Source organism: Kitasatospora sp. NPDC043950, from assembly GCF_056435345.1.
Map to the genome: position 1 here is coordinate 122,241 of NZ_JBWKER010000012.1, position 25,727 is coordinate 147,967.

The 25,727-nt window shown below is 74.8% G+C and carries 24 protein-coding genes; 15 read left to right on the forward strand and 9 right to left on the reverse strand.

Annotated elements, in window-relative coordinates; translation table 11 throughout:
* Positions 1-173: 173 nt before the first annotated feature.
* Positions 174-1,097: a DUF4231 domain-containing protein gene (locus tag AC07BF_RS11145; protein WP_363584952.1), complete on the reverse strand. Its 924-nt coding sequence runs from the start codon at positions 1,095-1,097 to the stop codon at positions 174-176.
* A 257-nt stretch (positions 1,098-1,354) separates the two neighbouring features.
* Complete coding sequence (locus AC07BF_RS11150) at positions 1,355-2,815, reverse strand: NCS2 family permease (RefSeq protein WP_363584950.1); 1,461 nt, start codon at positions 2,813-2,815, stop codon at positions 1,355-1,357.
* A gap of 162 nt (positions 2,816-2,977) precedes the next feature.
* Between AC07BF_RS11150 and AC07BF_RS11155 the strand changes: the two genes are divergently transcribed.
* From AC07BF_RS11155 to AC07BF_RS11165, 3 genes are all read left to right on the forward strand, one after another.
* Positions 2,978-3,280 carry a DUF2530 domain-containing protein gene (locus tag AC07BF_RS11155; protein WP_363584948.1) on the forward strand — a complete coding sequence of 101 codons (303 nt, stop codon included), beginning with the start codon at positions 2,978-2,980 and terminating at the stop codon, positions 3,278-3,280.
* 52 nt (positions 3,281-3,332) lie between these two features.
* The gene (locus AC07BF_RS11160; protein WP_363632245.1) at positions 3,333-5,807 is read left to right on the forward strand and encodes an HAD-IC family P-type ATPase; all 2,475 of its coding nucleotides are present in this window, start codon (positions 3,333-3,335) and stop codon (positions 5,805-5,807) included.
* Positions 5,808-5,878: 71 nt separating this feature from the next.
* Positions 5,879-6,136, forward strand: a complete 258-nt coding sequence (locus AC07BF_RS11165) for a hypothetical protein (RefSeq protein ID WP_363584944.1) — start codon at positions 5,879-5,881, stop codon at positions 6,134-6,136.
* A gap of 64 nt (positions 6,137-6,200) precedes the next feature.
* Here AC07BF_RS11165 and AC07BF_RS11170 read toward each other — a convergent pair whose 3' ends face one another.
* Positions 6,201-9,497, reverse strand: coding sequence for a sacsin N-terminal ATP-binding-like domain-containing protein (locus AC07BF_RS11170; protein WP_400988821.1), 3,297 nt, complete (start codon positions 9,495-9,497; stop codon positions 6,201-6,203).
* 169 nt (positions 9,498-9,666) lie between these two features.
* Positions 9,667-10,548: a DUF3027 domain-containing protein gene (locus AC07BF_RS11175; protein WP_363585068.1), complete on the reverse strand. Its 882-nt coding sequence runs from the start codon at positions 10,546-10,548 to the stop codon at positions 9,667-9,669.
* 582 nt (positions 10,549-11,130) lie between these two features.
* Here AC07BF_RS11175 and AC07BF_RS11180 point away from each other — a divergent pair.
* From AC07BF_RS11180 to AC07BF_RS11195, 4 genes are all read left to right on the forward strand, one after another.
* On the forward strand, positions 11,131-12,486 hold the full coding sequence (locus AC07BF_RS11180; protein WP_478333291.1) for an MFS transporter: 1,356 nt from the start codon (positions 11,131-11,133) through the stop codon (positions 12,484-12,486).
* 72 nt (positions 12,487-12,558) lie between these two features.
* Positions 12,559-13,089 (forward strand): hypothetical protein, encoded by a 531-nt coding sequence (locus tag AC07BF_RS11185; protein WP_363584940.1) that lies wholly within the window; start codon positions 12,559-12,561, stop codon positions 13,087-13,089.
* A gap of 10 nt (positions 13,090-13,099) precedes the next feature.
* A complete protein-coding gene (locus AC07BF_RS11190; RefSeq protein WP_363584938.1) occupies positions 13,100-13,864 on the forward strand; it encodes a futalosine hydrolase in 765 nt (254 codons plus the stop codon).
* Entirely contained in the window at positions 13,857-14,708 is an 852-nt protein-coding gene (locus tag AC07BF_RS11195; protein WP_363584936.1) for a 1,4-dihydroxy-6-naphtoate synthase, read from the forward strand. Before AC07BF_RS11190 ends, AC07BF_RS11195 begins: the two co-directional genes overlap by 8 nt.
* 9 nt (positions 14,709-14,717) lie before the next feature.
* Here AC07BF_RS11195 and AC07BF_RS11200 read toward each other — a convergent pair whose 3' ends face one another.
* Entirely contained in the window at positions 14,718-15,101 is a 384-nt protein-coding gene (locus AC07BF_RS11200; RefSeq protein ID WP_063348207.1) for a cold-shock protein, read from the reverse strand.
* Between the two features lie 472 nt (positions 15,102-15,573).
* Here AC07BF_RS11200 and AC07BF_RS11205 point away from each other — a divergent pair, with 472 nt between their 5' ends.
* The gene (locus AC07BF_RS11205) at positions 15,574-15,816 is read left to right on the forward strand and encodes a hypothetical protein (RefSeq protein WP_363584932.1); all 243 of its coding nucleotides are present in this window, start codon (positions 15,574-15,576) and stop codon (positions 15,814-15,816) included.
* 34 nt (positions 15,817-15,850) lie between these two features.
* On the opposite strand, the gene AC07BF_RS11210 is transcribed toward AC07BF_RS11205, so the two are convergent.
* Complete coding sequence (locus AC07BF_RS11210; RefSeq protein ID WP_363584930.1) at positions 15,851-16,477, reverse strand: HAD family hydrolase; 627 nt, start codon at positions 16,475-16,477, stop codon at positions 15,851-15,853.
* A 100-nt stretch (positions 16,478-16,577) separates the two neighbouring features.
* Here AC07BF_RS11210 and AC07BF_RS11215 point away from each other — a divergent pair, with 100 nt between their 5' ends.
* The 5 genes from AC07BF_RS11215 to AC07BF_RS11235 all read left to right on the forward strand — a co-directional run bounded on the left by AC07BF_RS11215 (position 16,578) and on the right by AC07BF_RS11235 (position 21,109).
* On the forward strand, positions 16,578-17,609 hold the full coding sequence (locus tag AC07BF_RS11215; protein ID WP_363377332.1) for a FecCD family ABC transporter permease: 1,032 nt from the start codon (positions 16,578-16,580) through the stop codon (positions 17,607-17,609).
* Positions 17,606-18,682, forward strand: coding sequence for a FecCD family ABC transporter permease (locus AC07BF_RS11220; protein WP_478333281.1), 1,077 nt, complete (start codon positions 17,606-17,608; stop codon positions 18,680-18,682). The genes AC07BF_RS11215 and AC07BF_RS11220 overlap by 4 nt, the downstream gene beginning before the upstream one ends.
* A complete protein-coding gene (locus AC07BF_RS11225; RefSeq protein ID WP_063348212.1) occupies positions 18,682-19,488 on the forward strand; it encodes an ABC transporter ATP-binding protein in 807 nt (268 codons plus the stop codon). The genes AC07BF_RS11220 and AC07BF_RS11225 overlap by 1 nt, the downstream gene beginning before the upstream one ends.
* A 66-nt stretch (positions 19,489-19,554) precedes the next feature.
* Complete coding sequence (locus tag AC07BF_RS11230; protein ID WP_478317377.1) at positions 19,555-20,526, forward strand: ABC transporter substrate-binding protein; 972 nt, start codon at positions 19,555-19,557, stop codon at positions 20,524-20,526.
* A 139-nt stretch (positions 20,527-20,665) separates the two neighbouring features.
* Positions 20,666-21,109 carry a MarR family winged helix-turn-helix transcriptional regulator gene (locus tag AC07BF_RS11235; RefSeq protein ID WP_478333282.1) on the forward strand — a complete coding sequence of 148 codons (444 nt, stop codon included), beginning with the start codon at positions 20,666-20,668 and terminating at the stop codon, positions 21,107-21,109.
* A 30-nt stretch (positions 21,110-21,139) separates the two neighbouring features.
* Here AC07BF_RS11235 and AC07BF_RS11240 read toward each other — a convergent pair whose 3' ends face one another.
* Positions 21,140-21,739, reverse strand: coding sequence for a short chain dehydrogenase (locus AC07BF_RS11240; protein WP_400988825.1), 600 nt, complete (start codon positions 21,737-21,739; stop codon positions 21,140-21,142).
* 122 nt (positions 21,740-21,861) lie between these two features.
* On the opposite strand from AC07BF_RS11240, the gene AC07BF_RS11245 reads away from it, so the two are divergent.
* On the forward strand, positions 21,862-22,728 hold the full coding sequence (locus AC07BF_RS11245) for a LysR family transcriptional regulator (RefSeq protein ID WP_400988827.1): 867 nt from the start codon (positions 21,862-21,864) through the stop codon (positions 22,726-22,728).
* A gap of 32 nt (positions 22,729-22,760) precedes the next feature.
* On the opposite strand, the gene AC07BF_RS11250 is transcribed toward AC07BF_RS11245, so the two are convergent.
* A complete protein-coding gene (locus AC07BF_RS11250; protein WP_478333283.1) occupies positions 22,761-23,381 on the reverse strand; it encodes a cysteine hydrolase family protein in 621 nt (206 codons plus the stop codon).
* Between the two features lie 72 nt (positions 23,382-23,453).
* Positions 23,454-24,869 (reverse strand): MFS transporter, encoded by a 1,416-nt coding sequence (locus tag AC07BF_RS11255; RefSeq protein ID WP_478333284.1) that lies wholly within the window; start codon positions 24,867-24,869, stop codon positions 23,454-23,456.
* 251 nt (positions 24,870-25,120) lie between these two features.
* Between AC07BF_RS11255 and AC07BF_RS11260 the strand changes: the two genes are divergently transcribed.
* Positions 25,121-25,726, forward strand: a complete 606-nt coding sequence (locus AC07BF_RS11260) for a TIGR03086 family metal-binding protein (protein ID WP_400988832.1) — start codon at positions 25,121-25,123, stop codon at positions 25,724-25,726.
* Position 25,727: the final 1 nt, after the last annotated feature.

The window sequence follows — 25,727 nt, forward strand, 5'->3', positions numbered from 1 at the left end:
CCAGGGCATGGACACGTAATGATTACGTTCTACGCCTTCCCGCCCGACCCTCACGCACTCCGCACACCTGTGCCCTCGGCGTGGCGTCCGCTTCGCCGGATCTCCCCAGCCCCTCCCCTGAGTTGACGGCAGCGACAGACCCGGCCGATCCCCGGCGTCGACGGCCCCGGCCGTTACCTCGGAAACGCCCGGCGGGCCCGCCAGGTGGTGTGCTCGCGGGACACCGCGTCCTCCGCCTCGGCGGCCATCCGGGCCCAGCGCGCCTCGGCGTCCGGCGTCTTGAGGTCGAGGTCGGAGAGCTGGTTGCCGACGTTCTCCAGTTCGCGCGCGGCCAGCTGGTAGGCGGCGGCCAGCGGGCGCAGCTGCTTGAGCTGGGTCCAGGCGATGACGGCGGCGGCCGCGGCCGAGCTGGCGCCGAAGACGTGCACCTGGAGGGCGCCGGTGGCCTGGGCGACGGCCGCCGCCGCGCCGATGATGATCAGCGCCGCGATGCCGAGCCCCCAGGACACCGCCTGCGTCTCGCAGGCCTCGGCCCGGGCGCGGTACCAGGTGCGCTGGCCCTCGACCCGGGTGCGCAGGTAGAGCATGCGGCGGGCGGTCAGGCTGTCGGCCCGCATCCGCCGCATCTCCGGGGTGATCTCGGGGACGGTGCCGGGCGGCACGATCTCCGGGTCCTCGAAGGCCCGCAGCACGTCCTCGACCTGGAGCAGGTAGCCGCGGTCCACGTCCGCGGACTCCGCCTCACCGTCGAACGGCCGGGCCCGGACGGTGTACTTCCAGGCCAGCGTCTTGACCGACTCGGCCGCCGCCCGGGCCTCGTACCAGCGGCCCTGCGGGTTGCTGCGGCGCAGCCGGGACCAGAAGTAGCCGGCGATCAGGAAGGCGCCCACCGAGTACAGCGGCACACTGTCGAAGGAGCCGCGGTCCTTCGGCCCGGGGAACGAGCCGATCACGGCGGCGATCACCAGCATGGCGATCAGTCCGCGGTACCAGCGCAGCGTCTCGCGCTGGCCGTCCAGCGAGGCCTTGTCCGCCGTCCAGAACAGCTCCGGCAGCAGCTTCGCCTCGTCTCCCCCGGGCGGATCCTGTTGCACCATCGGTCGAGCCCCCTCCCCGTGTCCGTCCAGGCAGTATTCCCTCCGTCAACTTCGCTACACAGGCCCCTTTTTGACATTCTTCCCGGCGGCGATCGCTCCGCCCCCTCGAGACCGGTACGACCGGTTGCAGCTCTGCGTTCACCGACGGCCGACCCCAGGGCCACCGGCCCCGGGATCGAAGGCGCCCCCGGGAACGGCAGCGGCCCCACCCTTCCCCCAGGGGGAGAGGACGGGGCCGCCGGTGGAGCGGTACGGCGTCAGAGCAGGCCGAGGGCCGGCATCAGGTAGTAGAAGGCGAACACCGCCGCCACCGCGTACAGCGGGACGGGCACGCTGCGTCCGCGCCCGGCGGCCAGGCGCAGGACGCAGAAGGCGATGAAGCCGAAGCCGATGCCGTTGGTGATGCTGTAGGTGAACGGCATCATCACGATCGTCAGGAAGGCCGGGATCGCGATGGTGTGGTCCGACCAGTCGATCTCCTTGATCGAGCCCGCCAGGATCAGGAAGCCGACGGTGACCAGGGCCGGGGTCGCGGCCTGGGCCGGGACCATGGTGGCGAGCGGCGTGAGGAAGAGCGCGACCACGAAGAGCAGGCCGGTGACGATCGAGGCGAAGCCGGTCCGGGCGCCCTCGCCGACACCGGCGGTGGACTCCACGAAGCAGGTGTTCGCGGAGGCGGAGGTGGCGCCGCCGGCCGCGGTGGCGATGCCGTCGACCATCAGGATCTTGTTGATGCCCGGCAGGTCGCCGTTCTCGTCGAGCAGGTGGGCCTCGTCGGCGACGCCGAGGATGGTGCCCATCGCGTCGAAGAAGCAGGACATCAGCACGGTGAAGACGAACAGCACGCCGGTCAGCACGCCGACCTTCTCGAAGCCTCCGAACAGGCTGACCTTGCCGACCAGGCCGAAGTCGGGGGCGGCGACCGGGTTGCCCGGCCAGGCCGGGACGGTCAGGCCCCACTTGAGCGCCGGGACGTCGACGAGCTTGTCGATCACCACGGCGAGCGCGGTGCTGACCACGATGCTGATCAGGATGGCGCCGGGCACCTTGCGGATCAGCAGGACGAGGGTGAGCAGCAGGCCGAACACGAAGATCAGCACCGGCCAGCCGAGCAGGTGCCCGCTGCCGCCGAGTTGCAGCGGGACGGTGGTGTGCGCGGCGTCCGGCATGCGGCTGACGAAGCCGGAGTCGACCAGGCCGACGAGGCTGATGAACAGGCCGATACCGATCGCGATGGCCTTGCGCAGCCCGAGCGGCACGGCGTTCATGACCCGCTCGCGCAGGCCGGTGGCGACCAGCAGCATGATCGCGAAGCCGGCCAGCACGACCATGCCCATGGCGTCCGGCCAGGTCATCTTGGGGGCGAGCTGGAGCGCCACGATGGTGTTGACGCCGAGGCCGGCGGCCAGGCCGATCGGGACGTTGCCGATCACGCCCATCAGCAGGGTGGTGAGACCCGCGGTGAGGGCGGTGGCGGTGACCAGTTGGGCGCTGTCCAGGTGGGCCCCGGTCATGTCCGTGGCGCTGGCCAGGATGATCGGGTTGAGCACCAGGATGTACGCCATGGTAAAGAAGGTGGCGACGCCGCCGCGGATCTCGCGCGGCAGGGTGGAGCCGCGCTCGCTGATCCGGAAGTAGCGGTCCAGGGCGCCGGCGGGGGGCTTGGGGGCGCTGGAGGCGGGTTCGGGCGACTCGGTGGTCGGCTGGACCACAGGCATGCGTGCGTCCTCTGTGGGGGAGCTGAGGAGGGGGGACGCCCGGGGCGACGGTGGCCGGGCGGGGAGTTTTCAGTATGGTTTCCCGATCGCACACGCGCTATCTTCGCGCGTAGAAGCCCGAGGGCCCCTGAGGGCCGGCCGCCGCACCGTACGCTAGGCCCCATGCCCAAGAAGCCGCTGCACCCCTCGCCCCCTCCGCTGGAGGCCAACGACGTCGCCATCGTCGGCGGCGGCACGGTGCTGTGGTTCGTCGCCTTCCTGGCGCTGCTCCCCTTCCAGGGCACCCTCTCCGACCACGGCCACGGCACCTGGCCGTGGATCTGCCTCTCCGGCGGCCTGCTCGGCCTGATCGGCCTCTGGTACTGCCGCGCCCGACGGGACGCCATCGCCCGCGACCGCGCCGCCGAGGCCGCGAACCGGGCGGCCGGAAACGACGGCCAGGACCCGGCCACCCGGTCGGACTGAATAGTCCTTTAGTAGCACGCACCGGACATAAGGCACCCGTAGAGTCGGTGCCATGACGCAGCCTGCCCACCCCGCGGAAGAGCAGCCCGGCGACGCCGACCGCCCCGACGGTGCGCACCCCCTCGGGCTGCTGCCCGGCCGGCGCGGCGGACTGACCTCCGCCGAGGTGGCCGAACGCGTCGCGCGCGGACAGGTCAACGACGTCCCCGTACGGTCCAGCCGCTCCGCCAAGGAGATCGTCCGGGCCAACGTCTTCACCCGCTTCAACGCGATCATCGGCGTGATGTTCGGGATCATCCTGATCGTCGGTCCGATCCAGGACGGCCTGTTCGGCCTGGTCATCGTGGCCAACACGGCGATCGGCATCATCCAGGAGCTGCGCGCCAAGAAGACCCTGGACAGCCTGGCCCTGATCGGCGAGGCCCGCCCCGAGGTCCGCCGGGACGGCACCGTCGAACAGATCGCCGTCGCCGAGATCGTGCTCGACGACACGGTGCTGCTCGGCATCGGCGACAAGGTGATCGTCGACGGCGAGGTCACCGAGGCGGACGGCCTGGAGATCGACGAGTCGCTGCTCACCGGCGAGCCCGACCCCGTCCTCAAGCAGCCCGGCGACCAGGTCATGTCCGGCAGCTTCGTGGTGGCCGGCGCGGGCGCGTTCACCGCCACCAGGGTCGGCCGCGAGGCGTACGCGGCGCAGCTCGCCGAGGAGGCCAGCCGGTTCACCCTGGTGAAGTCGGAGCTGCGCAGCGGCATCAACAGCATCCTTCGCTTCATCACCTACCTGCTGATCCCCACGGCCATCGGCCTGATCATCAGCCAGCTGGCCGTCGAGGGCCGCGACTGGCGCGAGGCCGTGCGCCGGATGGTGGCCGGGATCGTACCGATGGTCCCCGAGGGGCTGGTCCTGCTGACCTCGGTCGCCTTCGCGATCGGTGTGATCCGGCTGGGCCGAAAGCAGTGCCTGGTCCAGGAGCTCCCGGCCATCGAGGGCCTGGCCCGGGTCGACACCGTCTGCCTGGACAAGACCGGCACCCTCACCGAGGGCGGCATGGACGTCGTCGACCTGCGGGTCCTCTCCGACGGCGAGCCCGGCGCCCTCGACCCGGACACCATCAAGCACGCGCTCGGCGTGATGGCCGGCGCCGACGCCCGCCCCAACCCCTCCATGCAGGCGGTCATCGACGCCTACGGGCGCGGCGACGGCGGCGCCCCGGGGGCCGGCGGCGCCCCGGCCGCCGACGGCTGGCGGGTGATCGAGGCGATGCCGTTCTCCTCCGCCCGCAAGTGGAGCGGCGTGCAGTTGCTGGAGCCGCAGGGCGGCGAGGCCAGCTGGCTGCTCGGCGCCCCCGACGTGCTGCTACCCGCCGGGCACCCGGCGCTCACCGAGGTCGACGAGCTGGGCGCCAAGGGCCTGCGGGTGCTGCTGCTCGGCCGCACCCCCACCCCGCTGGACTCCCCCGACCCGGCCGCCGGGCTCGCCCCGCTCGCCCTGGTGGTGCTCCAGCAGCGGCTGCGCCACGACGCCGCCGAGACCCTGCGCTACTTCGAGGGCCAGCAGGTGCAGGCCAAGGTCATCTCCGGCGACGCCGCGGTCTCGGTCGGCGCGGTCGCCGGCCACCTCGGCCTGCCCGGCGCCGACCACCCGCTGGACGCCCGGACGCTGCCCGCCGAACCGGACGCCCTCGCCGACACGGCCGAACGGACCACGGTCTTCGGCCGGGTCACCCCGCAGCAGAAGCGCCAGCTGGTCGCCGCACTGCAGTCCCGCGGACACACCGTGGCGATGACCGGCGACGGCGTCAACGACGTGCTCGCGCTCAAGGACGCCGACATCGGCGTGGCGATGGGCACCGGCAGCGACGCCACCAAGGCGGTCGCCCAGATCGTGCTGCTCAACGACTCGTTCGCCACCCTGCCCTCGGTGGTCGCCGAGGGCCGCCGGGTGATCGGCAACATCGAGCGGGTCGCGGGCCTGTTCCTGGTGAAGACGGTCTACTCGGTCCTGCTGGCCCTGCTCGTGATCTTCACCCACTCGCCGTACCCGTTCCTGCCCCGGCACTCCACCGTGCTCTCCACCCTCACCATCGGCGTGCCGGCCTTCTTCCTCGCCCTCGCCCCCAACAACGAGCGGGCCCGCACCGGCTTCGTGAAGCGCGTCCTGCGGCTCGCCGTGCCGGGCGGCGTCATCGCCGGCACCGGCACCTTCGTCGCCTACGCGCTGGCCCGCGCCGACCACGCGACCGACCTCAAGGCCGACACCAGCGTGGCCACCCTGACGCTCTTCCTGATCGCCATCTGGGTGCTCGCCATCGTCGCCCGCCCCTACAGCTGGTGGCGCCTGCTGCTGATCGGCACCATGGGCGGCGCCTTCGCCCTGGTCCTGCTGGTGCCCTGGCTGGCGGAGTTCTTCCAGCTCTCGCTGGTCGGCACCCGCGACCCCCTGGTCGGCGTCGGCATCGCGGTGGTCTGCGGCCTGGCCCTGGAGATCGCCTGGCGCTTCATGAAGCGCCGCGGGATGGAGTGAGGCCCTGGCACCCCCAGCCCGCAGCCCCCAGCCCGCAGCCTGGATGATGGATCGCGGAAGGGGGTGCCGACATGGCCCGCACAGGTGGGGAAACCGAGCGCGAGACCGGGCAGGTGGAGGCGTTCGCCGCCTTCCTGGCCGGCCTGCTGGCCGCCGGACTGACGGTCCTGGCCCTGATGGGCGGCCGCTGGCTGACGAACGCCGGCGAGGTGACCGCCCCGGCGCTGCCGTGGGTGCCGACAGCCGTGAAGGCCCTGGTGGCGGCCGTCTGGCTGGCCACCACCACCGCCGTCTACCTGCGGTTCAAGCGCCGCGGGCGGGCCCGCTGAGCGCCCAGGTCCTCCCTTTCGGATCACGTCGGATCAGCGCCCGGCGTGATCCGGAAGAGAGTGCCTAGCCCTCGAAGTCCCGCGCCGCGGACAGCTCGTACGCCCGGTCCGGATCGGTGAGCGCGGCCAGCACCTCGAACCGCCGGTGCCACTGCCCGACCGACCAGGCGAGCCCGGCCGCCAGGCCCTCCGGGGTGGCCGCGTGCAGCAGCCCGGGCACCGGCGGGAGCTCGAACTCGTCGTCCTCGTCGGCGGCCTCGGCCGCGTCCGGGTCGTAGGGCGCCTCAGGGGCGTCCGCCTCGACGTCCCAACGCCAGTCCACGGCGGCGTCGTTGCCGTCCGGGCCGACCACCAGCAGCTCCTCGTGCTCCTCGTAGGCGACCGGGCAGCCGGGCAGCAGCTCCCGCACCACGGCGGGGACCCGGTGCAGCACGCCCTCGGAGAGCACCCGCCCGCCCGCCACCTCGCTGGCGAGCGAGACGTGCAGCCGCTCGGCGAGGTCGGCGGCGAGCGCCGGGGCGACCGGCACCAGCGGGTACGGGTGCAGGAGCTGGACGAGGTCGGGCGCGTCGGCGACGACCGCCCTGGAGGCGTCGACGATCACCGTGTGGGCCGGCCGGCGGCCGGTGTCCGGGTCGAGCGGCGGCAGCGCCCGCACCACGTCGACCGGTTCGATCCGCTCGATCTCGACCCGCGCCAACGCGCTGTGCAGGCCGTGCAGTTGGCGGTGGCCGACATCGGAGGCCTGATCGGTGAGCCGGTCCAGCACCTCGTCCGGGCCGTGCGGTTCGGCGAGCAGCGCGGCCAGCGTGGTGCGTACCCCGAGCGCGTGCAGGAACTGCTCGTCCAGGGTCGTCCGGGCCTCGTCGTAGAGGCCGCGCAGCAGCGGGTCGGCACCGGCCGCGCGCAGCCCGGCGGGCTCCCGGCCGTCCAGCACCGGGTGGTCGCGCAGCCACCAGGCGGTGTACGGCGGCAGGTCGGTGTAGGAGCCGTCCGGCAGCAGGGTGCGGACGGGGTTGACCACGGCGTCCCGGTACGGCGGGCGGGAGAGCGCGGCGAGCGCCTCGGGCCAGGCGTCGTCGTCGACCAGGTCGAGGTCACGGACGGCCAGCAGTTCGGCGGCCACCGGCGGGACGCCCACGACGTCGTCGGCCTGCAAGGCTTCGAGGGCGTCCTCGGCCCAGTCGGCGAGGCCGTCGGGCGCCTCGTCGAGCAGCCCGGTGGGGTGGCCGCCGGCCGCGCGGTCGGCGGGCGCGGTGGGGTCGAGCCGTTCCAGGTCGTCCGGGTCGAGCACCACGTCCTCGGCGCGGACGAGGACGAAGTCGGCGAGCACGCCGACGGCGGTGAGCACCTCCGGGCCCCAGCGCTCCAGCAGCTCGTCGTCCACCCAGCCGGCGTCCTCCTCGCGGGCGAGGGCCGCGAACGGGCTGCCGGGCAGGACGAGTTCACCGGCGCGGGCGGGCTCGCCCTCGTCGTCGAGCAGGGCCAGCCGGGCCAGCCAGGGGTGCTCGCCGGCGGTCGGGCCGGCGACCTTGACCAGCGCCAGGACGGCGTCGGCCAGTTCGAGCGCGGCCTCGACGTCGTCCTCGGCCACCTGGTAGGAGCGGGCGACGGCGGCCCGCACCTCGGGGGTGTCGAGCACCCCGGCCGGGGTGGCGGTGCCGGCGCCGAGCTTGGCGAGCAGCGGGTGGGCGGCCTCGGGGTGGGCGAGCCGCAGGTCGAGGGCGGCGAGCGCGTCGGCCAGCGACTCGGGGTAGCCGGGGAAGGCCGCCCAGTCTGCGTCCTCGGAGGGCAGCAGGACGCGCCGGGGCCCGGTGATGGTCCGGCCGTCGGCGAGTGGGACGGGCAGCGCGCCGAGCGCCTCCGGGTCAGCGGCGCCGAGCGCCGCGTACAGGTTGCGCCACCAGGCGGGCTCGCGGTCCAGACCGCCGAGCTGGTCGACCACGTCGGCCAGCGGCACCCGGCGCACGTTCAGCACCCGCAGCTCGGTGCGGCGCTCCAGCCCGGCCGGCAGCAGCCCGGGGAAGATCGGCGCCAACGCCTCGACCACCGAGCCGTCCGCACCCTCCAGCAGGGTGGCGTCCCGGGGGCGCAGCGCGGGCGTGCCCGCCTCGACCGGCGCCGGGTGCGGCAGGAACGGCGTGCCGGGCAGCCGGGAGAGGACGGCCCCGCGGAGCGCGTTGTCGAGCGCGCCCTGGCCGAGCGGCCCGGGGACGAGACCGAGCGAGCCGAGGTCGGCGCCGCGGGCGCGCAGCAGGTCGGCGTAGCTGTCGGCGGCGCGCTCGGTGAGGAAGTCGGCGAGCGCGCCGGGGGCGACGTGCCGGCGGGTGGAGTCCAGCGGGTAGGAGGCGATGAGCAGCGCGGGCAGGCCGATCGGCTCGTCGCTGGGGGTGGGCGCGTGCAGCACCGGCGCGATGCCGGGCGCCTGCGGGGTCCCGTCGGCGGCGACCGGAACGGCCCAGGTGACCGTCCAGTACGGGCGGGCGCGCTCCTCGGTGGGACGGTCGGCGAGCAGCTCGGCGGCCAGGGTGCCGGTGGCGCCGGCGGTCTGCCAGCGGGTCCGCCGCGGCCGGCCGTCCGCGTCGTCGGTCACGGTGACCTCGGTGACGCCGTCCGGGCGGGGCTCGGCGGCGGCGCGGGTGAGCGTCCGGGTGCCCTCCGGGGTCTCCACCACGACCTCGGCGAGGCCGGGCAGGGTGAGCAGCAGCGCGTCGTCGATGCCGGCGAGCAGACGGCGGGTCAGGTCCTCGGCGGCGGCGTCCCGCAGCGGCAGCACGACCACCGTGTCGTAGCCCTCGGGGGCCGGGCCCTCGGCGGCGAACGGCAACCGCAGCAGCGGCACGTGGCCGTCCCGGCGGCGCAGTTCCTCGGCCAGCGCGGGCTGCGCCTGGGCCAGCGAGCGGGCCTCGCCGAGCGACCAGCGCACCCCACCGGCGGCGCCGAGCACGGCGGGCTCGTCAGTGACGGCGAGCACGGCGGCGAAACCGACGCCGAACCGGCCGACGGCGGGCGTCTCACCGCGCTTGGAGGAGGCGCGCAGGGTGGACAGCGACTCGACGGCGGCCGCGTCCAGCGGGGCCCCGGTGTTGGCTGCGGCGAGCACGCCGTCGGCGAGGGTGAGCCGCAGCCGGCCGGGCCCGTGCCCGGCCCGGACCGCCGCGTCGGCCGCGTTCTGCGCCAACTCGACGACCAGGCGGTCGCGGTAGCCGCCGAGCGCGAGTTCCTCCTCGGCGTTGGCGTCCTCCCGGAACCGGGCCGGCGAGGCGGCCCAGGCGTCCAGCACCCGCCGGCGCAGCGCGGCGCTCCCGAAGGGGTCCGCGAGGTGCTCGTCCGTGCCGCTGCCGATGATCCGAGGTTCCACTGGACCTGCCGCCTTCCGCCGCCCTGTACTTCGTACGGGGGGCATTCTCCCCCGCCCCGGCCGCTGCTCCGGACCGCGCCCCCGCCGCCGGGCGCCCGCAGGGCCCCCACCCGCACGAACGCCGCGGCCCGCCCCACCGGTTCGGTGGAGCGGGCCGGAGCACACATCGTCAGGAGTGCCCGAGCTCCTCCGCCGGGGCGTCCGGCTCGACCGAGCCGGAGGTGCGGTCCGGGTGCAGCTGCATCGGCTCGACCACCAGCTCGTCCAGGATCAGCTCGGACGGCGCCGGCGGGGCCGGGATGACGGCCGCCTCGGAGTGCCCGCCGCAGCCGTACGCGAAGGAGACGATCTGCCCGTCCGCCGGCCCGAACTCGTTGCCGCACACGCCGAAGGCCTGTCCGAGCGAGCCGCCGATCGGGATCAGGAAGCCGCAGCTGCCGCACGCGGCGGGCGCGGCCTGCGCCATCGGCGTCTGCGCGCCGTGCGCCTTCTCCCAGCGGTCGGCGGCCAGGTGCAGGCCGAGCCGGGAGAGCACCCGGCTGCGGCCCATGCCGAGCTCCTCGGCGACGGCGTTGATCCGGGCCCGGGCCGGGGCGGGCTGGATGCCCGGGTCGGTGACGACCACGTCCTCCTCGGCCGCGAGGGCGACCGCGGAGTTCGGGGCGGGCTCGTCCTCGCCGCTCCAGCCGGGTTCCAGGCGCGCGTCGTCGGCGCCGGTGGGCAGCAAATCACCCGGGCCCATGTCGCCGGGGCGCAGCCGCTCGCTCCACGGCACCCACTGGGGGGCGAGGACGGCGTCGGCACCGGGCAGCAGGACGACCTCGTCGAGGGTGACGTTCTTGGCGCGCGGGGCACGGGCGACGGTGACCGCCCAGTGCCAGCCACGGTAGGCGGCGTCCAGGCACTCGAAGGTGTGGGTGACGACGCGGTCGGCGTCCGCCTGGGCGCCGAGATGTGGTCCGACGGTCTCCGGGCCGACGGCCTCCTCGGCCGCCTTCCGGGCGAGTTCGACGGCCTCGGCACAGAGCCGATCGGGGGTACGGCTTCGCATCGCAGCACTCACGGCGTCGATTCTCTCCCAGTTCTTCTGTCGCCCACGGCGTGTTGCCTGTTCCGTCGCGGCTCGATAGTCCCTTGTCCATTCTGCGCGACCAGGGGCCGCCGCGGATACCGGCCGCGCCGCTCGTCCGGGCCTGCCGGCGCCCCGGCGCTCGGCGCGCGGCCCTTGGGCAGGCTACCCGCCGGTCGGCGCCCCGGCACAGTCCGGGGCGGTGGCGGCCGTTCCGGGGCCGCGCCGAGGGGGGTGGATTCCCGCGTCACTGCGGCGATTCTGGGGCAGGATGGGCATGTGGCGGACGAGGACCCGTCGCAGCACGCACTGCACGCCTCGCAGGCCGGCAGCCCCGACCAGGCGGACGCCGTGCCGCGACAGCAGTCTCCGGCCCCCGCTGCGGGCGAACCGCAGCCGGGGGGCGATTTCGAGTCGCCCGCCGCCCCCGTGAGCCTCGTCAAGACCGGCGCCGCGATCGCCACCCTGACCGACACCGGCCCAGACCCGGCCGTCCACGCCCGGCGGCTCGCCGCCCTGGACGGGGACCCTGGCGAAGAGGATCCCGAGCCTAGCCGCAACCTCCTGGTCCGGACCGCCTCCGCCGCCGGCGCCCGCACCGGCCGGGTGGTGCACGGCACCGGCCGCCGGATCCGCAAGGCCACCTCCGCGGAGGGCGCGGGCGAATCCGGCCTGGCGAAGCTGATCGAACTGCACGCGCTGAACTCCTTCGGCGACATGCTGATCACCGTCGCGCTGGCCTCGACCATCTTCTTCTCCGTGCCCACCGGCGAGGCCCGCGGCCGGGTGTCGCTGTACCTGCTGATCACGATGGCCCCGTTCGCCCTGCTGGCCCCGGTGATCGGCCCGCTGCTGGACCGGCTGCCGCACGGCCGCCGGGCGGCGATGGCGATGTCGATGCTGGCCCGGGCGGTGCTGGCCTGGACGATGGCCGGGGTGATCACCGGCGGCGGCCTGGCGCTGTACCCGGAGGCGCTGGGCGTGCTGGTGGCGTCCAAGGCGTACGGGGTGGTGCGCAGCGTGGTGGTGCCGCGGCTGCTGCCGAGTCGGCTGTCGCTGGTGAAGGCGAACTCCCGGGTCACCCTGGCCGGGCTGCTGGCCACCGGGGTGGCGGCCGGGGTGGGCGGCCTGCTGCACCTGATCGGGCCGGGCTGGCCGCTGCGCGGCGCGTTCCTGGTCTTCGTGATCGGCACTCTGATGGCCTTCCACCTGCCGCACGCGGTGGACTCCGCCAAGGGCGAGCAGCGCGCCCTCCTGCACGCCGAGATGCACGGCGGTGTGCACGGCGAGCGGGCGCCGGAGGACGCCCGGGCCCCGAAAGCCTCGCTGCGCACCGTCGGCCCGTCGGTGATCCTGGCACTGCGGGCGATGTCGGCGCTGCGCTGGCTGGTCGGCTTCCTGGTGATGTTCCTGGCGTTCCTGCTGCGCGACGAGCCGATCGGGGGCCTGCGGCCGACGCTGGCGCTGGGCCTGGTGGCGCTGGCGGCGGGGACGGGCAACGCGCTGGGTTCGGTGCTGGGCTCCTGGCTGCGCACCCGGGGCTCGGAGGCGACGGTCACCGCGATGCTGCTGCTGGCGACCGGCGCGACGGCGGCGGCCGCGCTCTGGTACGGCGTGGTGACGGTGGTCCTGGTCGCCGGCGTGGCCGGGGTGGCGGCCTCGCTGGGCAAGCTGGCGCTGGACGCGCTGATCCAGCGGGACGTCCCGGAGGCGGTGCGGACCTCGGCGTTCGCGCGGTCGGAGACGCTGCTCCAGCTGTCCTGGGTGGCCGGCGGCGCGGTCGGCATCCTGCTGCCGCTGAACGGCGTGCTGGGTCTGTCGGTGGCCGCCGGGGTGGTGGGTCTGATGCTGCTGTGGACGGTCCGCACGCTGTTCCGGGTGGGCCTGCGGCGGCGCCCGGCGGCGCCCAGGGTGGCCTGAACCGGCCACGGGCAACACGCGGTGGCCGACCCCCGCGTAGCGTGATCGGCGAAGCCCGGTAGATTCTGACGCATGAGCCTCAATACCCGTGCCATCGCCGCCCTCGGCGCCGTCGTCGTGGTCGGTGCTGCCACGGTCGGCACGTCCGTCGCCATCGCGAGCGGCCAGACCGAGCACAGCTCCCACCGGGCGACCCTCACGGTCGGCAACTCCTCGATCGTCGCGGACCCGCTGTGCTTCAACGGCGGCAGCCCGATCACGGAGGACCTGCAGCAGGAGTGCCAGCAGAAGGCCACCCAGGCCCTCGCGGAGGGCACCCTCCCGACCTCCGACGTCGTGGTGAGCGACCGGGTCGGCGTCGGCGTCTCCCCGAACGTGGCCGACAAGGGCTGGTGGGCCTTCAGCAACGGCGGCTCGCAGGGCCAGGGCGGGCGCTACAGCCTGTTCTCCTACGCCAAGGGCCCGACCTTCTCCGGCTCCCAGCCGGCGAGCCAGGTGCTGAACGCCTCCGGCAAGACCCTGGTCACCGTGGTCGAGGGCGACAAGAACTCGGACAACCCGGTCGCCGTCTGGTACTTCCAGCTGAACACCCAGGACAGCTGACGCTCCCGCGATGACCGCACACGCCGTCACGGACGAGCGCGACGAGCAGCCGGGCCCCGACCGGGCCCGGCTGCTCGTCGTCGTCGCGGTGCCCGCCGAGGCCGAGGCCGTCCTGCGCGGCCTGCCCGGCCCGGCCGCCGTGCTGCCGTTGCCCGGCGGTGCGCTGCACCGGGCCGCGGGCGCCCCGGTGGACGTCCTGGCGGGCGGGGTCGGCCCGGCCGCCGCCGCGGCCGCCGCCGCCGCAGCGCTGGGGGCGCGGGCGGCCTCGGGGGGCCGCTACGGCCTGGTCGTCTCGGCCGGGATCGCCGGCGGGTTCGCCCCGCACGCCCCGGTCGGCACCACCGTGCTGGCCGACGCGATCGTCACCGCCGACCTCGGCGCCGAGACCCCCGAGGGCTTCGCCGACGTCACCGAACTGGGCTTCGGCACCGTCCGGCACACCCCTCCCCCGGCTGCCGTCGCACTGGCCGCCCGGGCCCTGGGCGCCGCCACCGGCCCGGTGCTGACCGTCTCCACCGTCACCGGCAGCGCCGAGCGGGCCGCCGCGCTGGCCGCCCGCCACCCGGGCGCCCTGGCCGAGGCGATGGAGGGCTTCGGCGTGGCCGAGGCCGCCGCCCGGTACGGCGTGCCGGTGCTCGAACTGCGGACCGTCTCCAACCCGGTCGGCCCGCGCGACCGGGCCGCCTGGCGGATCGGCGAGGCGCTGGCCGCCCTGGAGCGGGCCTTCGCCGCACTGCCCGTCCACGAACTGATCGAGGAGGCCGGCCGTGGCTGAACGGCTGAGCATCGCGTACTCGCCCTGCCCGAACGACACCTTCGTCTTCCACGCCTGGGCGCACGGCCTGGTGCCCGGGGCGGACGCCCCCGAGGTGACCTTCGCGGACATCGACGTCACCAACGGCCTGGCCGAGCGCGGCGAACTGGACGTCCTGAAGATCAGCTACGGCGCGCTGCCCTGGGTCCTGGACGAGTACACCCTGCTGCCCTGCGGCGGCGCGCTCGGGCGCGGCTGCGGCCCGCTGGTGCTCACCCGGCCGGGCACGGACGCCCCCGCGGACCTCACCGGGAAGACGGTGGCGGTGCCGTCCGAACGCTCCACCGCCTACCTGCTGTTCCGGCTCTGGGCCGCGAAGGCGGTGCCCGGCGGCTTCGGCGAGATCGTCGTCCTGCCGTTCCACGAGATCATGCCCGCCGTCCGGGACGGCCGGGTGGACGCCGGCCTGGTGATCCACGAGGCCCGGTTCACGTACCGGCAGTACGGCCTGCACAGCCTGGCCGACATGGGCGAGGCCTGGGAGCAGGAGACCGGCCTGCCGATCCCGCTCGGCGCGATCGTCGCCCGGCGCTCGCTCGGTGCCGAACGGCTGCGCGCGCTCGCCGACGCCGTCCGCGCCTCCGTCCGGCAGGCCTGGGCGGACCCGAGCGCCAGCCGAGAGTACGTGCTGGCGCACGCCCAGGAGATGGACCCGGCCGTCGCCGACCAGCACATCGCCCTGTACGTGAACGAGTTCACCGCGGACCTCGGCGAGGAGGGCTACGCGGCCGTCCGCGCGCTGCTCACCCGGGCCGCCGCGGAGGGGCTGGTGCCGCCGCTCGACCCGGGTGCGCTGGCGTTCTGATCCCCCCGGTCAGACGTCGAACTGGTCGGCCACCGCGCGCAGCAGGCCGGCCAGCTTCTGGCCGGTCGCCTTGGCCGGGTAGCGGCCGTGCTGGAGGCCCGGCAGCACCGCGTCCAGCGTGGTGATCAGGTCCTGGACGATCGGCGCCATGTCGTCGGCGCTCTTGCGCTGGGCGGCGGCCACCGACGGCAGTGCGTCCAGCAGCTGCACGGCCATCGCCTGGTCGCCGCGGTGGCCGGCGACCACGCCGAACTCGACCCGCTGGCCCGGCTTCAGCACGGTGACACCGGCGGGCAGCGCCTTGGTGTGGACGAAGACGTCGCCGCCGTCGTCGCGCGACAGGAAGCCGAAGCCCTTCGTCTCGTTGAACCACTTGACCTGGCCGGTGGGCATCTCGACAGTCCTCGAATGGGTGTGAGGGATCCCGGCCCTGGCCGGGGATCACTGGGTGGTGGGGAAGGCAGCCGACCTCGACTCGGCGCCCGCGGGCGCTCATGGTCAGCACGCTGTCAGGAGCAGACTAACGGTCCGTCACTGCCTCATCCGCGTTCCGCGAAAGATCCGCGTTCCAAGGCCCGTTGGGGGCGGTACGGGCGCGGCGGTCTCGCGATCACGGGCGACCCGGTACTGGCACGGCCGGGGCGCGGCTCAGCACGGTCCATCGGCTCACACCCCCGGGTCTGAGGAAACGGGGCGCACCTGTCGCACCCCTCGGCACCCCCTGCATACCCCCGCCCAGCAGGGATCAAAACGTTCAGCTTCCGAGAAACTGCGCAACGTGACCGGGTCGCTCCGGTGGCGGGGGCCGGCGGCCGCTCTGCCAGACTGGACCGACCGCCCGACCAGCCCCGAGGAGCGAGCAGACGTGAGCAGCCAGAGCGCCGACCCCGGCGACGTGTACGTCAAGGCCGGAACGATCGTCTTCGGTCTGGGCGCGCTCGCCACCCTGGTCACCTTCGTCCCGCTGTTCCTGCACCTGACGCCGCTGCCGACGGCCGCGTACTGGCTGAGCATGCTGATGCCGGCGGGCTTCCTGGCCGCGCTGACCGGGCTGCTCCTGAACGCGCGGGCCCAGCGGCGCCGGGTGGAGTCCGCGGGCGCGTCCTAGGACCCGGTCCCGGGGCGTGCCCCGGGGCCGGGGCTCAGTCGGCCAGGTGGGCGTCGAGCCAGGCCGGGAAGCCGGTGAGGTCCGCCAGCACCACGTCCGCCCCGGCCGCGCGCAGTTCGTCCGCGCTGTACGGGCCGGTGGCCACGCACACCGCGACGGCGTCCGCGTGCCGGGCGCCCCGGATGTCGCCGAGGTGGTCGCCGACGTAGACGCTCGCGCCGTGCTCGCGCAGCGCCTCGCCCTTGGTCTCCGCCCAGAGGTCGCCGACCAGCGCGTCCGCGTGCAGCCCGGCGTGCTCCAGGTGGAGGCGGGCGTTCGGCTCGTACTTGCCGGTGATCACCGCGACCCGGCCGCCGTGGTCGCGGACCGCCTCGACGGCGGCGTGCGCGCCGGGGAGGGCGACGGTCGGGGCGAAGGCGAGGTCGCGGTAGAGCTCGCGGTAGCGGGTGACGGCGCGCTCCACCTCGTCCTCCGGGAACCAGTTGCGGATCTCGTCCAGCAGCGGCGGGCCGAGCCGGGTGACCACCAGGTCGGCGTCGATGCGGGCGCCGGTCTCGGCCGCGAGCGCCAGGTAGGTGGCGTGGATCCCCGGCCGGGTGTCCAGCAGCGTCATGTCGAGGTCGAAGCCGACGGTGAGCGGGGCGGTGCGGGTCTCGGGCATGCCGCCAGGCTATCCAACGGGCGGTTCGGGGGGACGAGGCAATTTGCCCCGGCTTCCGACGGGAACTTAGGTTTACCTGAGTTGTCTGCGGAGAGGGCCCATGACCGACACCACCGCGCCACCCGGCGCGCGACGGACAGCGCGCCGCCGAATACTGTGGCTCGCCGCCGCGCTGGCCGTCCTGGCCGCCGCGGTGCTGCTGAGCCTGGCGGTCGGCAGCCGCACCATCCCCTTCGGCGACACCCTCGACGCCCTGCTGCACGGCGGCGACACGGCCAACGCCGTCGTCGTCCGCGAGCTGCGGGTGCCGCGCACCGTCGTCGGGCTGGCCGTCGGCGCGGCGCTCGGCCTCGCCGGAGCCGTCATGCAGGGCCTCACCCGCAACCCGATCGCCGACCCCGGCATCCTCGGCGTCTCCCAGGGCGCGGCGGCCGGCGTGGTCCTCGCCATCTCCGGCTTCGGCGTCTCCACCCTCACCGGCTACGTCTGGTTCGGCTTCGCGGGCGCCGTGATCGCCACCGTGCTCGTGTACGGCCTGGCCGGGCGCGGCCGGGGCGGGGCCACGCCGATCAAGCTGGCGCTGGCCGGCTCGGCGATGTCCGCGTTCATCGCCTCGCTCAACACCATGGTGCTGACGACCGACGCGGCCACCATGGACCAGTTCCGCTTCTGGCACGTCGGCTCGCTCTCCGGGCGGACCTCGGACGTGGCCTGGCAGCTGCTGCCGTTCCTCGCCGTCGGCACGGTGCTGGTGGTCGCGGTGGCCCGCGGCCTGGACGCGCTCGCGCTCGGCGAGGACACCGCCAAGGGCCTCGGCGCCAAGACCGGCCTGGTCCGGGCGGTCGGCGCGCTCGGCGCGACGGTGCTGACCGGCTCGGCCGTCGCGGCCGCCGGGCCGATCGCCTTCGTCGGCCTCGCCGTCCCGCACGCGGCGCGGGCCGTCGCCGGCGCGGACCACCGCTGGGTGCTCGCCTTCTCCGCCGTCCTCGGCCCGGCCCTGCTGCTGCTCGCCGACACCCTGGGGCGGGTCCTCTTCCCGCCGTCGGAGGTCCCGGCGGGCGTGATGACGGCGCTCGTCGGCGTCCCGGTCCTGGTCGCGCTGGTGCGCCGCCGGAAGGTGGTCGCGTCATGAGCGCGCAGGGTGTGCGAACCGTCGGGCGCGGCGCCGTCTCCCCGCGCGGGTACGCCGTGCTGCGGGCCGGGCGGGCGTCCGTGCTGCTGCACCGCCGGTCGGCGGTGGTGGCGCTGGGCCTGCTGGTCGCGCTGGCCGGGACGGTCGTCGCCTCGCTCTGCCTGGGCGAGTCGGCCGTGTCCCCGGTCGAGGTGGTGAAGGTGGTGCTCGGGCAGCCGAGCCCGCACGAGCTGGTGGTCGGCGAGTTCCGGCTGCCCCGGGTGGTCGTGGGCCTGCTGGTCGGCACCGCTCTGGGGCTGGCCGGGGCACTGATCCAGGCCGTCGCCCGCAATCCGCTGGCCAGCCCCGACGTGGTGGGCGTGACCTGGGGCGCGACCGCCACCGTCGTCGGGCTGATGGCGTACGGCGTGGTCGGCTCGACCGGTCAGGCCCCGTACGCGGCGGTGGCGGGCGGGCTGGTGGCCGGGCTGCTGGTGTACGCGCTGGCGTGGCGGCGCGGCCTGCACGCGCAGCGCTTCGTGCTGATCGGGATCGGGATCAGCGTGGCCCTGTCCTCGCTGACCTCCGTGTTCCTCACCAAGGGCGACGGCTTCCAGGCGCAGGCCGCGAAGGTCTGGATGACGGGCAGCCTGAACGGCGCCGGCTACGACCAGGCCGGCTGGCTGGCCTGGGTGCTGCTCGCCGCCGTGCCCGTCGTCCTGTGGGCGGCGCGGGCGCAGCGCTCGATCTCCTTCGACGACGCGACGGCCGTCGGTCTGGGCCTGCGGCTGGACCGGATCCGCCTCGGCATGGCGCTGCTGGGCATCGTGCTGGCCTCGTGCGCGGCGGGCGCCGCCGGGCCGGTGGACTTCGTGGCGCTGATGGCCCCGCAGATCGCGCTGCGGCTGGTCCGGTCCGCGCAGGTCCCGCTGTTCTGCTCGGCACTGACGGGCGCGCTGGTGGTCGTGCTGGCCGATCTGATCGCCCGGCGGCTGGTGGCGCCGACCGAGCTGCCGGTGGGCGTGGTGACCGGCATGGTCGGCGCGCCGTACTTGATGTGGCTGCTGATTCGTTCCCGTCGTGGAGGTTCCTGATGTCCGCTCACCGTCTGGAGGCCCGGGGCCTCACCCTGGCCTACGAGGCGCGCACGGTCGTCGAGGGCCTGGACGTCGGCATCCCGGACGGGCGGGTGACGGTGATCGTCGGCCCGAACGCCTGCGGCAAGTCGACGCTGCTGCGGGCCCTGGGGCGCCTGCTGAAGCCGGTCCGGGGCGCGGTGCTGCTGGACGGCGAGGAGCTGGCGCGGATCCCGACGAAGCGGATCGCCCAGCGGCTGGGCCTGCTGCCGCAGTCGCCGACGGCGCCGGAGGGCATCTCGGTGGCGGACCTGGTCTCGCGGGGCCGCCAGCCGCACCAGAGCTGGTGGCAGCAGTGGTCGCCGGAGGACGAGGCGGCGGTGACGGAGGCGCTGGAGCGGACGTCCACGGCGGAGCTGGCCGAGCGCAGCATGGACGAGCTGTCCGGCGGCCAGCGGCAGCGGGCGTGGATCGCGATGGCGCTGGCGCAGGGCACGGACATCCTGCTGCTGGACGAGCCGACCACCTACCTGGACATCGCGCACCAGGTGGAGGTGCTGGACCTGGTCCGCCGGCTGAACGTCGAGCGCGGCCGGACGGTGGTGGCGGTGCTGCACGACCTCAACCAGGCGGCCCGGTACGCGGACCACCTGGTGGCGATGCGGGACGGCCGGGTGGTGGCGCAGGGCGCGCCGACCGAGGTGGTGACGGCCGAGCTGGTGCGGGAGGTGTTCGGGCTGGAGTCGGTGGTGGTGCCGGACCCGGTGACGGGCACGCCGTTGGTCGTTCCGGGGGCCCCGTGGGCGGCGGCCGTGGACGCCTGACGGCAATTCCACACCAAACCGGACATAATCGGCGCGCCCCCGAAGCCTCACGCCCGAGGACCGCCGATGCACCGGATCGCCCGCCGTTCGTTCCTCGCCGGTCTCGGCGGGGCCGCGCTCGCGGCCTGCACGACCCGGCGGTCGGCGCCGCCGACCGCCGACGGCCTGGGCGCGTCCGCCTCGCCCACCCCGGTGCCGCCGGTCACGGTGGACGCGGCCACCGGGCCGGTGCTGGTGCCGGGCGAGCCGCTGCGGGTGGTCGTCCTCGACACGGACGTGCTGGACTCCGCGCTGACCCTCGGCATCACCCCGGTGGGCGCCGCGCTGCCGGCCGCCGACATCCGGTTCCCCGCCTACTGGCCGGCCTCCCGGGTCGCCGGGATCCACCGGGTCGGCCTGGCCGGCGCCCCGGACCTGGTCGCGATCCGGGCGCTGCGGCCTGACCTGATCCTCTCCAACCAGGCGCGCGACGGCGACCGCTACGACCAGTTGCGGGAGATCGCGCCGACCGTGCTCACCCAGACCACCGGCGCGCCGTGGAAGGCCGACTTCCAGGTGCACGCCCAGGCGTTGAGCCGGGAGGCCGCGGCGGCGGCCTTCGTCTCCTCGTACCAGCGGCACGCCAACCAGGTGGTGCAGGCCCTGTCGGCGGCGAAGGCGTCCGGCCGGAAGGTGAGCCTGGTGCGGTTCGTGGAGGGCGGCGGGATCCGGCTGTTCGGGAAGCAGAGCTTCCCCGGGATCGTGCTGTCGGACGCCCAGGTGGGGCGGCCGGACGCGCAGAACGTCGACCAGTCCGACGTCGAGATCCCGCTGGACCAGATCGCGAAGGCGGACGGCGACCTGCTGCTGTACGCCACCTCCGGCGATCCGGCCCTGGCCGGCACCGACGCCGCGCTGGAGAGTCCGGGTTGGCAGGCGCTGGGGGCGGTCAAGGCGCACCGGGCGTTCCCGGTGGACGACCAGCTGTGGTTCCAGGGGATCGGGTACACCGGCGCCAACTTCGTGCTGGCCGAGCTGCAGCGCTTCCTGGGCGCGTGACCCGCCGCGCGGCGTCGGAGAGTCCGTACCGGCCAGGCCAGGGCGTGGCGCGAGGATCCGCCGGACGGTCGGCCCCGCCCCCGTACGCCGGGGTTCCGGCGCCGGTCGGGGCGGCTGCGCCCTGCCATAAGCTGGCACGGTGAGTAGCGAACCGGCCCCGCCCGAGGACACCGCCGTCGAGCTGATGCGCGCGATGACGCGGCTGCGGGCGCGGCTGCGCACCGAGGCCCCGATCGACGACCTGCCGTGGAACTGGTCGCACCTGACCACCCTGCACCGCGTCGTGCAGGAGGGCCCGGCGACCGTGACCGAACTCGCCCAGGCCGAGCACGTGCGCCGCCAGTCCATGGCGGAGACCGTGGCCGCGCTGCGGGCCGGCGGCCTGGTCAGCGCCGCCAAGGACCCGAACGACGGGCGCAAGTCCCTCTTCAGCGCGACCCCGGCCGGAGCCGACCTGTGCGAGCGGATCCCGGCGGCGCGGGAGGCGTGGCTGGCCGAGGTGATCGGATCCGCCCTCCGGGCCGGCGAGCGCAAGACGCTCGACCGGGCGGCGGAGATCATGAACCGCCTGGCGGACAGCTAGGGCCCGTCCTTCGCGCCGGCTCGGTTGCTTCTAGCGGACCCGGTAGATCTGGCCGGTCTGCGCGCCCTCGATCGAGCGGACGTACGCCGTCGCCACGCGGGCGGCGGGTACCGCCTCCATGCCGGGGAAGAAGGGCCCGTAGGCGGGCAGGGACTCCTCGACCACGGTCGGGCTCACCGCGTTGATCCGCTGGGGCGGGAGTTCGATCGCGGCGGCTCGTACGAACGCCTCGACGGCACCGTTCGCCGCGGATGCGGCCGCCCCGGCCACGATCGGCTCCTCGGTGAGGATCCCGCTGACCAGAGTGAACGAGCCGGTCCTGGCTACGTGTGAGGCGCCCTGGCGGACCAGCTCCAACTGGCTCAGCGCCTTGCCGCGGAACGTCGCCGCGACATCGCCGGCGGTCAGCTCGCCGAGCGGCTTGAACACGGCGGCGCCCGCCGCGACCGCGACCGCGTCCAGCGGGCCTGCCTGCGCGTACAGCCTGGCCACCGCTTCCGGGTCGGTGACATCGGCCACCAGGTCCCCGCCCGTGCGGCCCGCGCCGATCACCTCGTGGCCGCGCTCCGCGAGCGCCCGGCGCACCGCGCTGCCCAGCGTTCCACTCGCACCGACCAGAAGAATCCTCATGACCCACACCGTCCATCACGTCTCGGGACCGAACCCCGGGAACCGCCCCGGGTACCTGTGACGCTACGGATCACGCCCCGTCCCCGGAAATGCCGTTTGGGCAGGGACTATGCTCCACAGGCATGGACGATGTGGAACTGCGTCACCTCAGGGCCCTGGACGCGCTGGCCGAGGCGGGCACCGTCACCGCCGCCGCGGCCCGGCTACACATGACGCAGCCCGCCCTCTCCCGCACGCTTGCCCAGATGGAGACCCGCGTCGGCGTCCGGCTCGTCGACCGCTCCTCCCGGCACCTGGCCCTCACCCAGGCCGGCACCACCCTCCTCGGACACGCCCGGGCGATCCTCGCCCACCTGGATGCGGCCCTCGCGGACGCCCGGACGATCTCCCGCCCCCTACGGCTGGGCTACACCTGCGCGGTGCTCGGACAGCAGACCGTCCCGCTGCTCCGGTCGTGGCGCCGCACACACCCGCACGCCCCGCTCGAGGTGGTCCGACGGGACAACAGCACCGCGGGCCTCGCCACCGGGGACACCGACGTGGCGGTGCTCCGCACCGTCCCCGCCGATCCGCGTATCCGCACCGAGGCCCTCTACACGGAGGGCCAGGTCGCGGCCCTGTCCGACGACCACCCCCTTGCGGACCGGGACGGGGTGCTGCTGGCCGAACTCACCGTCGGCCAGGACCTCCCGCTGGCCCTGTGGCCGGGTGTCGGTACCGCCTCACCGGACCTGTGGCCCCCGGAGCAGTGCCCGGTCGGGACGGTCGAGGTGGGCAACGTGGACGAGTGGCTGAACCTCATCGCCACCGGCGGTGCGTTCGGCCTCGGCGCGGCAGGTACCGCGGAGAGCCACAGCCATCCGGGCGTCCGCTTCCTCCCGGTCTCGGACGCCCCTGGCGCCACCGTCTACCTCGCCCACCCCGCTCACCCCACCCATCCCCGGACGGCGGACTTCCTCACGGCGGTCCGGGAAGTGGTGAGCGGCTAGCGCCAGACCCCGTCGCACGTCTCCGCCGCGCCTCACCGGCTCCCGGGCACGCTCAGGGCGGCCAGGTCCGCGGTGGCGACGATCCAGGCCTGGCGCGGGAAGACCTTCTCCATGAGCACCCGGTGCACCTCCGGGGCGGGGTCGGCGGTGGCGTCGGCCAGGACGAACAGGCGGTAGTCCTCGTCGGCCGCCTGCCGGAGGGTGGTCAGCACCACCCCGCTGGTGGAGAGCCCGGCGAGGACGAGGGTGTCCACGTCCCGCCCGCGCAGTTCGGCGCGCAGATCGGTGTCACTGGCGAAGACGCCGAAGCGCGTCTTGCGCACGGTCACGTCGTCCTCGCGGATCTCCAGGGACTCGTGCACGGCCGTCGCGGGGTGGCCGTCGGCGAGGTGGCCGGCCTCGGCGACCCGGGCGAAGGCCTTGTTGCGGGCGGGGACGGCGGCGAGGTCCGCCTCGGCGAACGCGACGCGGACGAAGACGACGTGCGTGCCGTGGGCGCGGGCCCAGGCCAGCGCCTCGCCCGCGCGGGCCAGCAGACCCTCCGGGTCGGGAACGGCGCCGAGGGCGGCGGGCTGGAAGTCCATCAACAGCAGCGCGGTGCGCGCGGGGTCGATCGCGGGCGCGGTCTCGGTCACGGTGGTCATGGTGGTCATGTCGTGGATCGGCTCTCTGCGGGTTGAGGTGGGCCCGGGCCGGGTGGGTCCGGGCCGGTTCGCCTGCGGCGGCTAGGACTCGGCGAGTCGGCGGTCGCAGGCGGTCAGGACGAGGAGGAGGGCGGAGATCGCGACCAGCACCCAGGCGATGGAGTGCAGGCCGGCGTCGCCCACCCGGTCGTGGAAGGCGGCGCCGGTGATCGCCGCCGAGGCGATGGAGCCGAGGTAGCCGAAGGTGCGCAGCAGTCCGGAGGCGGTGCCGACCGTCGCGGCGGGGGCCTCCTGGTAGAGGACGGTCTGGTTGGCGACCGTCCCGGCGCCGGAGGTCAGCCCGAACACCGCGCTGACGGCGACGACCGCCGCCATCGGGGTGCCGACGCCCACGAACAGCACGGCCACCGCGCCGAGCAGCAGCAGCACCGCGCAGGCGATCAACGGCAGCCGCACGCCCGTCCGTCGTGCCACCGCCCGGGCGGTCACGGCGCTCAGGACGCCCATCGGCATCAGCGCCAGGCCGGCCTGGTAGGCGGACAGCCCGCGGGCCGCCTCCAGCCACTGGGTGAGCCCGTAGAGGATCACGTACGTCCCCATCAGCGTCAGGCCGTTGCGCACGTAGGTGCGGGTCAGGGCCCCGTTGGAGGCGAGCAGCCGGACGTCGAGGAACGGGTGGGCGGCGCGCAGTTCCCAGCCGACCAGCACGGCGGCGAGGACGAGGGCGGCGGCGAGCGCGGGCCAGTCCGGGCGCGGCAGGGCGGCGAGGAAGACCATCAGGGCGGTGAGCGAGCCGCCGAAGCCCAGCATGCCGGGCAGGTCGAGGCGGGAGGCGAGGGCACGGGGTGAACCGAGGCGCACCGGGTCGGGGTCCGGCGCGATCCCGACCACGGCCAGGACCAGGGCGACGGCGGCGACCGGAATGTTGATCCAGAAGGCGGTCTGCCAGCCGAACCAGCCCACCAGCAGTCCGCCGAGGGCGGGGCCGACGGCGACGGTGGCGGCGCCGGTGATCGCCAGGCCGCCGAGCACCCCGCGCGGCGGGGCCTGGTAACCGGCCTGTTCGGCGCGGCGGCGGATCAGCAGCATCGCGGCCGGGTAGCCGGCCGAGGTGCCCGCGCCGATCAGCACCCGGGCCGCGATCAGGGCGGCCATCGAGTGGGCCAGCGTGCCGACGATCCCGGCCGCGAACACCAGCACGATGCCGGCGACGAAGATCCGCCGGGGCCCGAACTCCTCGGCGAGCCGCCCGGCGGCGGGCTGGGCCAGCGCGCTGGTGAGGTACAGGCAGGAGATCAGGATCGCGGTGTCCCCGACGGGGAGGTGCAGGGCCGCCGCGATGGCCACCAGCGCGGTCGCGATGATCGAGCTGTTGACCGGGTTGAGCGAGGCCCCCAGGTACAGCGGGGCCACGAAGCGCGGGCCGAAGGGGTTGCCGGTGGGCGTCGCGGTCGTGGCCGTCTGCTGCGGGGTGTGGGTGTCACCGGGGAGAGGCATGTCGGCCCCCTTCCTCCGGAACCTCTGCGACGGAGCTGGCCTGCTGGGGAGGTCCCGGTAGAGATAGGCAGGCTGCCTGCTTAATATTAGCAGTCTGCCTGCCTACTCTGAACCGGTTGCCGCAGCCGGGGCGGCCACCGCGGGCCCCGGGCCGGCGCTCCTGGCCGGGGCCCGCGGCGTCACTCCTGGTCAGGGCACCGGCCGTCGCGTTTCTTCAAGACCCGGCGGCCCGACCGGCGCAGGATCGGGGCATGAACGATCACCCGACCCGGGACACCCACCCGCTGCACCCCCTGCTGGCGCGCGCCGCCGCGGCCGCCGCCCGGGTCGCCGACGGCGTCCCGGCGGACCACCCGCTGGACGGCCCGACACCCTGCACGGACTTCGACGCCCGTGCGCTCGTCAACCACTGGGTGCTCTACACCTCGCACGGCCTGGAGCACCGGGCCCGCCGCACCGAACTGCCCGAGGAACTGGTCGACCGCGACTTCACCGCCGACCCCGGCTGGCCCGCCGCCTACGCGGCCCGGCTGGACCGCGCCGTCGCGACCTGGGCCGACCCGGCCGTCTGGGAGGGGCACGTCGACCTCGGCGGATCCTCGGCACCGGCGGAGGGCATCGCCCGGATGCTGATCGCGGAGCTCGTCCTGCACGGCTGGGACGTCGCCCGGACGACCGGCGGTCCGATCGGGATCGACGAGGAGTTCGCGCAGCTGGTGCTGGCGGTCGTCGAGGAGAACGCCGAGCTGTACCGCCGGTACGGCGGCTTCGCCGCCCCGGTGGCGGTGCCGGACGGCGCTCCGACGCTGGACCGCGCGCTGGCCGCCTCCGGGCGCGATCCGCGCTGGAACGGCTGAG